At 66.0% G+C, this 14,399-nt stretch carries 9 protein-coding genes; 6 read left to right on the forward strand and 3 right to left on the reverse strand.

Features of this window, described 5'->3' with window-relative positions; genetic code table 11:
- Position 1: 1 nt before the first annotated feature.
- On the reverse strand, positions 2-1,795 hold the full coding sequence (locus HCA61_RS18530) for a thiamine pyrophosphate-requiring protein (RefSeq protein WP_169689676.1): 1,794 nt from the start codon (positions 1,793-1,795) through the stop codon (positions 2-4).
- A 351-nt stretch (positions 1,796-2,146) separates the two neighbouring features.
- Here HCA61_RS18530 and HCA61_RS18535 point away from each other — a divergent pair, with 351 nt between their 5' ends.
- Together HCA61_RS18535 and HCA61_RS18540 are read left to right on the forward strand one after the other, a co-directional pair.
- Complete coding sequence (locus HCA61_RS18535; protein ID WP_169689677.1) at positions 2,147-3,901, forward strand: glycoside hydrolase family 15 protein; 1,755 nt, start codon at positions 2,147-2,149, stop codon at positions 3,899-3,901.
- A gap of 63 nt (positions 3,902-3,964) precedes the next feature.
- A complete protein-coding gene (locus HCA61_RS18540; protein ID WP_169689678.1) occupies positions 3,965-4,990 on the forward strand; it encodes an SDR family oxidoreductase in 1,026 nt (341 codons plus the stop codon).
- A gap of 29 nt (positions 4,991-5,019) precedes the next feature.
- On the opposite strand, the gene HCA61_RS18545 is transcribed toward HCA61_RS18540, so the two are convergent.
- Positions 5,020-5,526, reverse strand: coding sequence for a MarR family transcriptional regulator (locus HCA61_RS18545; protein WP_169689679.1), 507 nt, complete (start codon positions 5,524-5,526; stop codon positions 5,020-5,022).
- Positions 5,527-5,595: 69 nt separating this feature from the next.
- Positions 5,596-6,012: a hypothetical protein gene (locus HCA61_RS26030; protein ID WP_206040287.1), complete on the reverse strand. Its 417-nt coding sequence runs from the start codon at positions 6,010-6,012 to the stop codon at positions 5,596-5,598.
- Positions 6,013-6,189: 177 nt separating this feature from the next.
- On the opposite strand from HCA61_RS26030, the gene HCA61_RS18555 reads away from it, so the two are divergent.
- From HCA61_RS18555 to HCA61_RS18570, 4 genes are all read left to right on the forward strand, one after another.
- Entirely contained in the window at positions 6,190-10,491 is a 4,302-nt protein-coding gene (locus tag HCA61_RS18555) for an AAA domain-containing protein (protein ID WP_346777600.1), read from the forward strand.
- Positions 10,492-10,731: 240 nt separating this feature from the next.
- Positions 10,732-11,811 carry a type IV toxin-antitoxin system AbiEi family antitoxin gene (locus HCA61_RS26860; protein WP_169689681.1) on the forward strand — a complete coding sequence of 360 codons (1,080 nt, stop codon included), beginning with the start codon at positions 10,732-10,734 and terminating at the stop codon, positions 11,809-11,811.
- Positions 11,786-12,631: a GSU2403 family nucleotidyltransferase fold protein gene (locus HCA61_RS18565; RefSeq protein ID WP_169689682.1), complete on the forward strand. Its 846-nt coding sequence runs from the start codon at positions 11,786-11,788 to the stop codon at positions 12,629-12,631. The genes HCA61_RS26860 and HCA61_RS18565 overlap by 26 nt, the downstream gene beginning before the upstream one ends.
- Positions 12,632-13,066: 435 nt before the next feature.
- Positions 13,067-14,323, forward strand: a complete 1,257-nt coding sequence (locus HCA61_RS18570) for an IS701 family transposase (RefSeq protein ID WP_169689683.1) — start codon at positions 13,067-13,069, stop codon at positions 14,321-14,323.
- Positions 14,324-14,399: the final 76 nt, after the last annotated feature.

Consider the following 14,399-nt stretch of genomic DNA (forward strand, 5'->3'; position numbering starts at 1 on the left):
GTCAGCCGTTTCTGTGCGGCAGGAACTCCTGTGCCTTGGTCTTGATACCCGCCATGGTGAATCCCCAGCTGTCCTCGTCACCGGAGAGAACCGCCGTAGCGACGGACTTGAACTGCTCCCAGGTCGCGTGCGGCGGGATGGGCGGCATGTTCGGATCGGTGTGAACATCGAGGACGGTCGGACGATCGGCAGACAATGCCTTGTCCCACGCGCCGGCAAGCTGACCTGGATCGGTGATGGTCTCGGCGTGCAGTCCGAGGCTCGCGGCGAATCCTGCATAGTCGACATCCGGAAGCATTTGGGATTCCACGAATTTCGGAGCCCCCGACATCGCCCGCATCTCCCAGGTCACCTGGTTGAGATCGTTGTTGTGCAGAATCGCGATGATCAGCCGCGGGTCGTCCCACTCCTGCCAGTACCGTTTGACGGTGATCAGCTCGGCGAGCCCGTTCATCTGCATCGCCCCGTCTCCGGCGAACACGATCACCGGACGCGAAGGATGAGCGAATTTCGCGCCGATCCCGTACGGCACACCCGGTCCCATCGTGGCCAACGTTCCCGAGAGGGAACCGCGCATGCCCGGCCGGAACTTCAGTTGACGGGCGTACCAATTGGCGGCCGACCCGGAGTCGGCAGTGACGATGACGTTCTCGGGCAGCCGGGGCGAGAGCTCAGCGAACAAACGCAGCGGGTTGACGGGGTCGGCGGCGACTTCTGCCTCCTTCGCCATCGTCTCCCACCACCGCGACACGTTCGATTCGATCTCCTCCTGCCACGCACGGTCCGTCTTGCGTTCCAACAACGGAATCAATGCTCGAAGCGCACTTTTCGCGTCGGCGACCAGGTTGACCTCATTGGGGTAGCGCATGCCGATGAACCGGCCGTCGATGTCGATCTGCACGCCACGGGCCTGGTCGTACTCGGGCAGGAACTGCGTGTACGGGAACGACGAGCCGATCGTGAGGAGGGTGTCGCAGCCCATCATCAGCTCGTAGCTCGGCCGCGTGCCCAGCAGACCGATCGAACCGGTGACCCAGGGCAATTCGTCCGAGAGCACGTCCTTGCCGAGCAGTGCCTTCGCGGCACCCGCCCCGAGGAGATCCGCGACCTGAGCGATCTCCTCGTCTGCGCCGCGTGCCCCCTGTCCGACCAGCAGCGCCACCTTCTTCCCGGCATTGAGGACCTCGGCGGCCCGTGCGACCGCGGCATCGTCGGGTGTGGTGGTCGGCCAGTCGATACCGATGCTCGACGGCACCATCTTGAACTCGTGGGTGGGGGCGGCGTACTCCAGTTCCTGGACGTCGGCGGGGATGATCAGCGCGGTCGGTGCCCGCTGGCTCAGTGCCACTCGAATCGCCCGGTCGAGAACGTTCGGCAGTTGCTCGGGCACTGTCACCATCTGCACGTAGTCGCTGGCCACGTCCTTGTAGAGGCTGAGCAGATCGACTTCTTGCTGGTAGGAGCCACCCATAGCGGTGCGGTTCGTCTGCCCCACGATCGCGACGACCGGGACGTGGTCGAGTTTGGCGTCGTAGAGACCGTTGAGGAGATGGATCGCGCCGGGGCCGGAGGTAGCGATGCACACTCCGACCCGGCCGGTGAACTTCGCGTAGCCCACCGCCTCGAACGCGCTCATCTCCTCGTGCCGTGACTGGATGAACCGCGGTTGATTATCGGCTCGGCCCCAGGCGGCCATGATTCCGTTGATGCCATCTCCTGCGTAGCCGAAGACGTGTTCGACTTCCCAGGCGCGTAACCGTTCCAACAGGTAGTCGGCAACGTTCTGACTGGCCATCGGATTGTGTCCTTCCCTCGGCTCACGGGCATTGTCCGATCTCCGGGCGATGCCATCGACGTGACGGAGCAGGGTGCGTGTTCGACGCGCAGCAGAGGCGAGACGTCTTTCTTCCATCATTACGCGCAAACGTTGCGGTAGCGCAAGGTCCCTGGCGGCGTCGATTCGGTGACTGTCCGTCTTGCCCGAATGCCCATCCGGACGGCATTCAACCGTGAATTCCCATCTCGATTCTCGATGTTTGAACCATCTTCGTGTGGGAACACTGCCCACCACCCATGTAGTTGCGACCCCGCAATCATTGCGAATACGGGCATAAGATGACCACCTCGTCCGAGGGAGGCGAAATTCATGGCGCCCCACGAGTCCGGCTTCGGCGCCTCCTGGCCACCGCACGTGCTTCGCGAGTACGCCCTGATCGCAGACGGGGAGCGGGGCGCCCTGATCGGCCCGCGCGGAGACTTCGCGTGGATGTGTGCACCGCGGTGGGATTCGGGCGCGGTGTTCAGCTCACTGCTCGGCGGCCCCGGCGGATATCTCGTGTGCCCCGCGACCACGCGCTTCACCTGGGGCGGACATTACGAGGAAGGGACGCTGATCTGGCGCAGCCGGTGGGTCACCACCACCGGCATCATCGAGTGCCGTGAAGCACTCGCGTTTCCGGGCGACCCGCACACGGCAGTGGTGCTTCGCCGGATCGTGGCGGTGGACGGTGACGCGCAGGTTCAGGTCTCGTTGTCTGCCGACGCAGACTTCGGTGCCCACCCGATGCATCAGGTCGCGCACCGTGAAGACGTCAGGATGCTGCGCGCCGGACCGCTCCACTTGCGCTGGACCGGCGGCCGCGGCGCCCACCTTCGGAACGGGCAACTGGAGACGGCCATCGAGCTCAGGGAGGGCGAGCACCACGACCTCGTCCTCGAACTCAGCGACCGGCCGCTACGCGAACACCTCCCGAACCCGGACCAGCTGTGGCGGCAGACCGAACGCGAATGGCACCGACGTGTTCCGCACATGGACGGGACGCTTGCCGACCGCGACGCCCGGCACGCCTGCGCGGTCCTGACGGGGATGACCAGCAGCTCGGGCGGGATGGTTGCCGCCGCGACCACCGCCCTGCCCGAACGGGCCGAACAGGGCCGCAACTACGACTACCGCTACTGCTGGATCCGCGACCAGTGCTACGCCGGTCACGCGGCTGCCGCAGCGGGCGCCGACTCGCTTCTGGACGCCTCCGTCGCCTTCATCGCCGAACGACTCCTCGATGACGGGCCGCAACTGAAACCCGCCTATACCGTCGGCGGAGGGCGGGTCCCCGACGAATCCACCCTCGACCTTCCCGGATATCCCGGAGCGGACGCACACCTGGGGAACTGGGTCAACGAGCAATTCCAACTCGACTCGTTCGGTGAAGCTCTGCTTCTCTTCGCCGCTGCCGACCGCGTCGGCCACCTCGGAAGTGAGCACTGGAAGGCCGTCGAGATCGCGACCGAAACCATCGAACAACGCTGGAACGAACCCGACGCCGGTATCTGGGAGCTCGACAACGCCGAGTGGGCGCACTCGCGTTTGACCTGCGCCGCCGGTCTGCGCGCCATCAGTGCAGCCGCTCCGGCCGCACACTCCGTTCGCTGGGATGCCCTCGCCGACGCTCTCGTCGCCGACACCGATACCCGGTCGCTGCACCCGAGCGGGCGCTGGCAGCGCGCCCCCGGCGACGACCGCGTGGACGCAGCGCTGCTTCTGCCTGCGATCCGCGGTGGTGTTGCGGCCGACGACCCCCGCACCCGGCTCACCTTGGACGCCGTGCGCGCCGAACTCGGCCGCGAAGGATACGTCTACCGGTTCCGACATCGGGGCCAACCTCTCGCCGACGCCGAGGGCGCGTTCCTCCTGTGCGGGTTCGTCATGGCGCTGGCCGAACATCAGCAGGGCCACCACGTCGCGGCAGCGCGCTGGTTCGAACGCAACCGCGCCGCATGCGGTTCGCCTGCCCTGTTCACCGAGGAGTTCGACATCGTCGAACGGCAGTTGCGCGGCAATCTGCCGCAAGCCTTCGTTCATGCACTCTTGCTCGAATCGGCCCACCGCCTCGCCATAGCGTGATCGCTCACGTTCTACGTCAAAGCAACTCACACTCCCAATTTCGATCGTGACAAGGAGGCCGAGATGAATGCACCGCATTCGGAACAGGTTGTCGTGGTCACCGGCGCCTCGGGCGGTATCGGCCGCGCCGTCGCCCGCGCTTACGGCGCTCGCCGGGCCAAGGTCGCGCTACTCGCCCGCGGCGAGACGGGGCTCGCGGGCGCGGTCCACGACGTCGAGGCTGCTGGAGGCCGCGCTCTCGCGATCCCCACCGATGTTGCCGACCCCGAGCAGGTGGAGGCCGCTGCCGCCGAAGCCGAGCAGACGCTGGGACCCATCGACATCTGGGTGAACGTGGCTTTCACCTCCGTATTCGCCCCCGTCAGCGAGATAAGCCCCGCCGAATTCCGGCGCGTAACCGAGGTGAGCTACCTCGGCTACGTCTACGCCACCCTGTCGGCACTGCGGCGGATGAAATCCCGCAATCGCGGTGTGATCGTGCAGGTCGGCTCGGCGCTGGCCTATCGCGGTATCCCGCTGCAGAGCGCGTACTGCGGTTCCAAACACGCCATTCAAGGGTTCAACGAAGCACTACGCTGCGAACTGCTGCACGAGCGCAGCGGTGTCCGGGTGACGATGGTGCAGATGCCCGCGGTCAACACCCCGCAGTTCTCCTGGGTGCGGTCGCGGTTGCCGCACCACGCGCAGCCCGTCCCACCGATCTTCCAACCCGAGGTCGCGGCGCGCGCAGTTCTCTACGCCGCTGATCATCCGCGCCGCCGCGAGTACTGGGTGGGCGCCAGTACTGCGGGCACCCTCGCTGCCAATGCGATTGCGCCAGGCATCCTGGACAGGTATCTCGCCCGCACGGGGTACGCCTCTCAGCAGACCGACACCCCACGCGATCCTGATCAGCCGGAGAATCTCTTCACGCCTGCCGACGGTGCGGGCGGCCGCGACTTCGGTGCGCACGGCATCTTCGATGATCAATCTCGTGACCGCAGCGCACAACTGTGGGCGTCGCAGCATCACGGCGCCCTCGGTGTCGCGGCGAGTCTGGCCGCTGCGGCAGGCGCCGTCGCCGTGTTCGCCGGACGAAACCGGCGGTGATCCTGCACCCGAACAGAGGAGACGCGAGATCAGCGGTTCGGTGGCCACAGCAGAGTGAGCACGTCTCCGTCCAGCGGCTCACCCGCAGCGGCTGCGAAGCGGCGTAGCGCGACGGTGAGGGAGTCGCGGTCTTCGGGGGTCATCCGCTCCAGAACCGCTGAGATCGAGTCGCGTCGATGCGCGCTGACCTTCTCGACCAATGCTTTTCCCTCAGCGGTCAATGTCAGGTTCAGGTTGCGCCGATCCTCCGGTGCATCTCGCCTATCCATCAAGCCTGCTTTGATGAGTCGGTCGACCGCGCGACTGGCATTGGACGGATTGACTTCCAGCGCCTGCGCGACCGCCGCCAGATTCAGCGGTCCCCAGGTGTCGACCATGACGAGAATCCGCAAGTGCGGCACCGACACCACGTCTTCCACCTCGGCCACCGAGGCCGCCGCGATCCCGACCAGCGCACGCGACGCCCACAGCACCGCATCGACCTGAGCCGGGAGATCTTTTCCTCGGCCGGATCGTCGACGCTGCGTGGCGTTCATATCCCGCATCCTTCCGCAGTCGATTGCGGTCTCGCAACCATTGCGTCCGTGGGAGAAATGAGTCGGTCACTACTTCTGCGGCGGTAGGGCTCCACCGGCCGAGGCAGCACCGAACACTTCGCGTCCGGTGCGTGCGCGAAACGGCTCGAGGACAGTGCGTTGGCGCTCGGCGCGGGCGATCAGCTCGTCGAAGTTGATTTTCGGCAGCCGGGAATCGAGTTCCGCGAGATCACGCAGCGTGGTCCACAGCTGTTTCTTGCCCTCGATACCCATCAATAGGAACTCGAGCTCCACGAACCGGCTCAGCGGCGAATAGCCGCGAAGCCGACCGTTGAGTTTCAACCGTCCCATGCGCTCGGCCCACGTATCGACCTCGTCTTCGCTCACTCCCTCTGCGAGGTGCATGTCGACGCGGGTGGGCCACCGCTCGCCTGGACCGTACGGGGTACGGGTACCCCAGGGTTGCCCGATTCTGTCCGTTGCCATCATCACGCGGTACCCGAAGGGTAGGCGTCCAAACAGGCGTCGCGGGGAGCGATCCGCGGGACGCCTGCTGTCGCGAAGCGGGGGTGGGGATGAACATGTCGGGGAGAGTTCTTAAGGTTGGTCGTGCCCGCGCCGCCGACGGGTGGAAGTGGTGTCCGCAGAGTGAGGGGAGTGGGTGTGGAGTCGAGGGACAACGATCCTGAACTGAGGGATCGAGTACAACGCCTGCTCACCTTCCTGTCCGAGCTCGTCAAAGCGCGCAGCACCCCCGTCCGAGTGCTCGGCAAACACCGCGCCGTGATGTCTCTCGAGGAAGGCAACCTCGACATCGGACTGAGCGCCGCTGCCGCAGCGGGCGACGTGGTCCTCCGCGCACGACGTGTTCAACTCGAAGACCCGCCGCAACCTCCCGCGTCGGTCGCGAGGTATGTGCGGGGAGCCATCGACGACTCCGCGGTCGAACCCACTCTCGACCCGACCGCCACCGACGCCGCCGAACGTTTCGACAGCTGGCTCACCGAATGGCGAGTATGGGCAGCCGTCGACCGCGAGCGTCGCCCCGCCTCGCACCTCTACACCTTCCTCCAACGCGCGATGCTCGACCTCGAATCTCAACCCGAATCGCTCGAGCTCGTCCTCGCGTCGGGGCTGTTGCATCTGTCGGCCGAGGTCGCGGGGGAGCAGGTGCGCACGCATCTGATCACGCAGTCCACCTTCGTCGAACGACACGCGGCAACCGGCGACCTGCTGGTGCGGTTGAATCCCGACCTCGGGCCGTCGCTCGAAGACACCCAGCTCCTCACCGGCCTGGAGGTGTTCGACCCATCCGGCACCCGCAGCCTCCACGAGTCCCTTGCAACCCAGGTTGCGTCGCCCGTGGATCCCGCAGCCCGCGGTTTTCTCAAAGGCTGGGCCGACCGCGCGCTCGTCGTGCCCGTCGACGTCGTGGACCATGCCGAGGACGCGTCGTCGCCCGACATGTTCCTCACGCCGTCACCTTCGCTGGTGCTGCGCAAGCACGGCGCCTCAGCGCTCATCGAGTACTACAACCGTATGGCCGAGGCCGTTGCCGACGAGTCGAAGCCGGTGCCGCTCGGTCTGGCGCAGCTCGTCGAGGCGATCGAACCGGAAGAGCGTGTGGCCTGGCTCGACCACATCGGCAGGCCGTCCGCCCTGTTCACCGGCGACCCGATGTTCCCGCTGCCTGCGAATGAAGAGCAGCGCGACATCATCGATCGCCTCACCGGCGACAGTGGGGTCGTGGTCGAGGGGCCGCCGGGTACCGGCAAGACCCACACCATCGCCAATATCGTCTCCGCGCTGCTCGCTCGCGGCCAGCGGGTGCTGGTCACCAGTGAGAAGGCCCAGGCGCTGCGCGTGCTCCGCGACAAGCTTCCGCCCGAATTGCAGGAGCTGTGCGTATCGGTGACCGACCCGGTGCAGGGCGGTTCTGCGGAGCTCACCCATAGCGTCGGTGAGATCGCCACGCGCAAAGCGCAATTCAACGCGCGGCGTGCACAAGAACGCATCGACGACCTCACGGCGCAACGCGATGAGGCACTGAGCCGCCGCGCGATGTTGATGGAACAGGTGCGGCGGGTCCGAGCGGAGGAGACGGTCGTGCAACCCGCCGTCGCCGCCGGCTACGAGGGCACAGCCGCGTCGATCGTCCGGCGGGTCCGCGCACAGGAATCCAAGTACGAGTGGTTGCCCGCGCCTCTTCTCGCCGACGTTCCACCGCTGACCGTCGATGAGGTCGTCACCCTTCACGGACTTCACCAGCGGTCGAGTGTCGAGCGTGCACGGCGCAGGCACCAGCTTTTCCCCGATCTGGCCCTCCCCACCCAGAGGGAGGTGCAGTACGCGTGCGCGGCGGTCGCGCAAGCGCCGAAGGAGATCGGGAGCAACGCACTGCAAGAGGTGCTGCGCATACTCGAGGGTGCGCCACTCGACGCCCTCGCCCGCATCCGCGGCCTGTGCGAACAACTGCAGGGCGCCCTGGAAGACGCAGATCGGCTCGATGCGCGAATTCAACGCGTGACCGACGACGTTTTGTCCGGGAAGGCGCAGCACCTGTGGGGGAAGACCGCTGAACTCGCAGATCTCGTGCAGTCTGCGCAGGCTGCCGACCGCGCTGTCGGCGCTAGCTCGGTCGAGACGCCGGTGACAGGACCGCTTGCGCTGGAGGCGTATGACGCGCTGGCCCGCAAGCTCGAGGCCGGCGACACATGGCGTAGCGGCTTCACGCGCTTCCGCAGGAGCGACGAGCAATCTGCAGTCGAGGCGCTTGGTGAGGTCGCCACCGTCGACGGTGTCGCGGCCACCACCGCGCACACGGCACGCATCGTTGCGGAACACTTGCGCGCGCTCGAAGCGATTCGGGTGGCGGGGATCGTCCTCCGCGATCTCGGTATCGATGTTGCGCTCGACGAGTCGCGCAGCCGCGCTGTCGGCACCTTGGCGTTCATCGACCGCGACCGCGGCATCGTCGACAACCTCGTCACCCGCGTCGGGGACGTCGAAACGGAAATGCGCCACATCCACCCCGGTGCGCCGCGGATCACGAGTATCGCGCAGGCTCGGTCGGTTGCGGAGTCCGCGCGAGTGATTGCTGCAGCCGGTACTGCGGAAGCAAGCAAGACCTGGCTCGAATCCATCGGCATGGACGTGCGGGGCAAGACCGCAGGGGGAGCATCGCCAGAGGGACGCGCGCTGGCGCGGGCCTTTAACGACGCGGACTTCGAGGGCATCAATACGGCGTTGGACGCGTGGGATCGCGCGGTCGGTGAACAGCGCGAAGAGCTCGAGCTCGTCTCGCTGCATGCAAAGTTGACCACCGCCGCGCCGGCGCTCGCACAGGCCATTGCCGAGAATCCGTTGAGTTTGGGCTGGCCGGTCCGTCTCGCGGACATCGAGGATGCGTGGGCGTGGCGTCGCGCAGATCAGTGGGCCAAACGTTTCCACGAGCACAGCGACGACGGGCAGTTCGAACGCGACCTCGACGCAGTCGAACAAGACATCGCGCGTGCGACGACGCAGCTCCTCGCTGTGAAGGCGTGGAGCGCGTGCCTCGATCGCACCACCGCCGAGCAGGTCCAGGCCCTCCACTCGTATCGCGACCATGTCGCGAGCATCGGTAAGGGCACCGGCAGATACGCAGAGCGCTACCGGGCTGCGGCACGAGAAGCCATGCAGGTCGCGCAAGGCGCGGTGCCCGCATGGGTGATGCCGCTCCAGGAAGTGTTGTCTTCGGTTCCGCCCGAACAGAATTCATTCGACGTTGTCATCGTCGACGAAGCGAGCCAGGCGGACATCAGCAGCCTGTTCCTGTTGTGGCTCGCTCCGCGTGTGATCGTCGTCGGCGACGACAAGCAGTGCGCGCCCAGCGGGGTGTCGCTGGGTGCGCTCGACGGGGTGTTCAGTCGTCTCGATTCGTACCTTCCCGACATCCCGAAGTATCTGCGCGACAGTTTCACTCCACGATCAAGCATGTTTTCGTTGCTGCGGTCGCGGTTCGGGAGCATCGTCCGCTTGCGGGAGCATTTCCGGTCGATGCCGGAGATCATCGCGTGGTCGAGCGAACAGTTCTACGCGGACGACCCGTTGGTTCCGTTGCGGCAGTACGGAGCCGACAGACTGCCGCCGCTGCGCACCACTCTCGTCGAGAATGGTGCTGTTGCAGGGCAGAATTCATCGTTGACGAACCGAGCTGAGGCTTACGCTCTCGTCGACACCTTCGTGCAGTGCCTCAACGACCAGGCCTATGACGGGAAGACGTTCGGCGTGGTGGTGCTGCAGGGGCAGTCGCAGGTCGACGTCATTCAGAACGAACTGCTGGCAAGGCTCACCCCGGAACAGTGGGAGCAGCGCAGGCTCCGCGTCGGAACGCCGCCGGATTTCCAGGGCGACGAGCGGCATGTGATGTTCCTGTCGATGGTCGTGGCTCCTGAACAGAACATTGCGGCGATGACGAGGACGGAATACCAGCGGCGGTTCAACGTTGCGGCGTCGCGGGCGCAGGACCAACTCTGGCTGTTCCACTCGCGCACAGCAGACACGTTGCGGCCGACAGACCTGCGACACTCCCTGCTCACATACATGCAGTCGGTGTCGCCGGCACCTGCCGATCCGATGCCGGCGGGCGTGACGCGCAGCGAGCGGCACGAGGCGTTCGGCAGCCTCTTCGAACAGGCAGTGTTCCTCGACATCGCCTCGCGCGGGTATCACGTGAATCCGAGAGTCGACGTGAACGGTTACTTCATCGACTTGGTGTTGACGGGTGCGGCGGGGAAGCTGGCTGTGGCGTGCGATGGCGATCAGTGGCATACCAACCCTGACCGGCAGCGCGCCGATATCGAACGCGAACGCGAACTACAGCGGAGCGGGTGGAGGTTCTGGCGGGTGCGGGAATCGGAGTACTACCTCGACCCGGCCGGGGCGATGGCGGGGTTGTGGGAAGAGCTCGACCGGCGGACTTAGCGCTTGAACTCTTGAATGTCAATCAACCTAAATCACTGATTGGTGATTTAGGTTGATTGCTTTCTGCGCGGAGGTGTGGTGGCAGCGGTGTGGTGGGGGCTCTGAGTGTCGGGGTCGGCGCCCTGACGACGATGAGGAATGCGTCGTCGGCTAGGCAGCGATGGTGCAGCGTTCAGATAATTGGTTGATTCCAACGGCGGTGGAGGTATTATCTTTCCCGAACGCCGGGAGGGGTGGAGGGTGGACACGAGCAGGGAGCCGCGTAACGAGGCCGAGATCGTGCGCGCCGGCGGGTCGATACTGATCGACCGCCTGCCATCTCGATGGGAAACACGCTACGGCGCGACCCCTGAGAATGCGGGGGCGGACGCGGTCGTCCACGTGACGGCGCCGGATGGCCGTGCCGTGGACTTGGTTCTGCAGGCCCGACGCAACGTCGAGAGTCGCGACATCCCGTTGATCAGAGAGCGGCTCGATCTCGTCGTCGGCGGCAGGCTGGGTAGTCACGGCGTGGTGGTGGCGAAATACCTGTCGCCCCCGGTGCGCAAGCGCCTCCGAGACGCCGGAATCTCGTACGTCGACGCCACGGGGAATGTTCAGGTGGACGTCGATTCGCCGGGGCTGTTCATCTCGGGTAGCGGTGCGGAACGGGATCCTTGGCGCGGGCCCGGACGCCCGCGGGGCACCCTGAAGGGTGATCCTGCCGCAAAGGTGGTTCGGACGCTGATCGACGTCGACCGGGAGTGGACGATCAGGGACCTGATTCGAGAATCGGGTTCGTCGACCGGGTCAACCTACCGAGTGGTGGAGTTCCTCGAAGCCGAAGAGCTGATCGTCCGAACCGATGCGGGAGGACTCGTCGTCCCGCACTGGAGCGAGTTGCTGCGACGGTGGAGTGCGGACTATGCGTTCGTGCGCAGCAGCGTCGTTACTCGCTGGATCGCACCACGCGGATTGCAGGCGCTGATGGAGACCGTCGCCGAATCCGACGAGCTGTATGCAGTGACCGGCACTATCGCGGCCGCAGCCTGGGTCGAGTACGCGCCGCCCCGCAACGCGATGATCTACGTCGATGACAGCGCCAGGTGCGCTCAGGCGTGGGGGCTCCGCGCCACGGAATCGGGCGTGAATGTACTTCTGGCGGAACCGAGCACAGACGTCGTTTTCGCTCGGATGCTGGAGGACGACGTTGGCGTGACCCGTGTGGCTCCTGCGCAGGTGGCCGTAGACCTCCTCACCGGACCTGGCCGCAACCCGTCTGAGGCCGAAGAACTCATCGAATGGATGGTGCGAAATGAGCCCCAGTGGCGTCGACGGTAACGACGACCTCCTCGTGCGGACGAGGTCGGCCCTGCTGGATGCCGTCGAAGCGCTGGGCGAGCACAGGGACTCAGTGGTGGTGATCGGAGCTCAGGCGATCTACCTTCGCACAGGTGGTGTACCCGTTGCCCTCGCGGAGTCGACGAAGGATGCCGACCTCGCACTCGACCCTCGGGGCTTGGCGGAGGACCCGAGAGTCGAGGCCGCCATGGAGGCGGCCGGGTTCTTCCTCGATCGTGTCAGTGGACAGCCAGGCTCGTGGCGAAACGCCGACGGGATCCCAGTCGACTTGATGGTGCCCGAAGCGCTGGCGGGGCCAGGATCGAAAAGCACTCGGGGCGGGCGGATTCCACCTCACGGGAAGCGGGCGACGCGTCGGGCTCGCGGGTTGGAAGCAGTGGTGGTCGACAACGACCGGACCTGGATCGATGCCCTCGACCCTGCCGACGGACGACAGGTGAATGTGCGCGTTGCCGGTCCCGCGGCACTCCTGGTGGCCAAACTGCACAAGATCGGGGAGCGGGTCGAGAATCCGACTCGGCTGAACGACAAGGATGCGCACGACATCTACCGGATTCTCCGGGCGGTCGAGACCGAGGAATTGAGTAGCTCGTTCACACGCCTGCTTGCAGACGAAGTGAGTGGTGCCGTGACGGCAGAAGCCGTCGTGCACCTGAGGGACTTGTTCGCTGCCGGGCACGACGCGCTGGGGGCGGCGATGGCAGGGCGCGCTGAGGAAGGGGTTGGCGATCCTGACGAGGTTGCTGTGGCAGTGACCTTCCTCGCCGGGGATCTGGTGGAGATGCTGCCATCCGTGTGACCCCCGAAACACCGCAACTTCCTCACCGCGATGAGGATCTCGATGGGCATCTCGGTGCAGGAGTGGTCCCCGACGCGCGTGCGCGCACGCGCGTCGGTCCGGGTATAGCGCCATCGGAAGGGCGTGGCAGTGGCGTTGTCACGTCCGGCGAACTGAGACAATCGGTCTTCGACCGTCCCGAGATCAGGGAAGTCATTGGGAGTAAGCACCTTCCGCTGCACGATGGAGAAGTAGGTCTCGGCCTGATGCGACCAAGACGCATGCACCGGGTCGACGAAGAACTCCCTGCGCCTGTGGACTCTATCTCGCTGACCCCACCGCGTGGAATTACCCCTGACGCGCTTTTGGTGACGACCGCTAGTAGGACTTTGTTAGGTTCACCACTTCTTGTTGCGGGGCCTCGAGATTCGGTGAGGTTTCCGAGACGATGGCCGGGTGGATGCCGCAACCCTGACCGACGTCGATGAACGCCTCGATTCGTTTGTCGGCGAGGTGTTCTCCTCGCTCGCCCGCAAGGACCAGCGGGCGACGGCTGGGGTGTACGCGCGAGGGTTGATCCTCGACGGACGCCGCAAATCGATGCACCCGATGGCGCAGCGACTCGGGGTCGATCACCAACGGTTGCAGCAGTTCGTGACCAGTTCGCCGTGGGACGTGGTACCGGTCCGGAAAACACTGTCCCGCAAAGCGTGCGATCTGATCGATTCGGATGCGTGGGTGATCGACGACACCGGCTTCGCCAAGGACGGGGACGGCTCCCCGTGCGTGGCCCGCCAGTACTCGGGAACCCTCGGCAAGGTCGGCAACTGCCAGGTCGCGGTCAGCGTGCACGCCGCCACCGATAGTGCGTCCGCGCCGCTGGACCGGCGCCTGTACCTGCCCGAGAGCTGGGACGACGGGGCCACCGAGGATCCCGAGGCGGCCGCGGCGATCGCCGCCCGACGGCGGCGCAGCGCGATTCCCGACGACGAGCGTTATCGCACCAAGGCCGCGATGGCCCTCGAGATGCTCGACGAGCTGATCTCGTGGGGCCGAGTCCCACCTGTGATCGTCGCCGACGCCGGCTACGGCGACTCGGCCACCTTCCGGCAGGGCCTGACCGACCGCGATCTGGCCTACGTCGTAGCAGTCAAGGGCGCCACCCTCGCGCACCCCGCCGATGCGGTGCCCGCCGCCGCCACGTATTCCGGACGCGGACGGCCTCCGACCCGGCGCTACCCGGCGGCCGCGACCTGTAGGGATCTCGTTCTGGCGGCCGGAGCCGCGGCGCTGAACGAGGTCACCTGGCGCCGCGGAACCAAGACCGGTCCGGGCAACCCGACCGCAGCGATGCGCTCACGGTTCGTGGCGTTGCGGATACGTCCGGCGAATCGCACGATTCCCCGCGACGAGGACGGTGTCCTGCCCGAGGCGTGGCTGCTGGCCGAATGGCCCGATGGTGCAGCCCAGCCCACCGACTTCTGGCTGACCACCCTGCCCGAGGACACACCCCTGTCGGAGCTGGTGCGTCTGGCCAAGATCCGCTGGCGCATCGAACACGACTATCGGGAGCTGAAAACCGGTCTCGGACTGGATCATTTCGAAGGCCGGTCCTGGCTCGGCTGGCATCACCACGCCACCCTCGTCACCGCCGCGCACCTGTTCATCACCACCCTGCGGCTGACCGACCCAAAAGCGATTGGGCAGGACTGACCCTCTACGGAATCGTGCGCGAACTTCAACGCGCACTGGCCTATTGGATCGGTACCTGCCCGACCTGCCACCACAC

The organism is Rhodococcus sp. HNM0563 (assembly GCF_012726195.1).
GTDB lineage: Bacteria > Actinomycetota > Actinomycetes > Mycobacteriales > Mycobacteriaceae > Rhodococcus.

Coding starts and splice junctions, on each gene's coding strand:
- HCA61_RS18540 (WP_169689678.1), top strand. CDS start 3,965: ATGAATGCACCGCATTCGGAACAGGTTGTCGTGGTCACCGGCGCCTCG.
- HCA61_RS18535 (WP_169689677.1), top strand. CDS start 2,147: ATGGCGCCCCACGAGTCCGGCTTCGGCGCCTCCTGGCCACCGCACGTG.
- HCA61_RS26030 (WP_206040287.1), bottom strand. CDS start 6,012: ATGGCAACGGACAGAATCGGGCAACCCTGGGGTACCCGTACCCCGTAC.
- HCA61_RS18565 (WP_169689682.1), top strand. CDS start 11,786: ATGAGCCCCAGTGGCGTCGACGGTAACGACGACCTCCTCGTGCGGACG.
- HCA61_RS18545 (WP_169689679.1), bottom strand. CDS start 5,526: ATGAACGCCACGCAGCGTCGACGATCCGGCCGAGGAAAAGATCTCCCG.
- HCA61_RS18530 (WP_169689676.1), bottom strand. CDS start 1,795: ATGGCCAGTCAGAACGTTGCCGACTACCTGTTGGAACGGTTACGCGCC.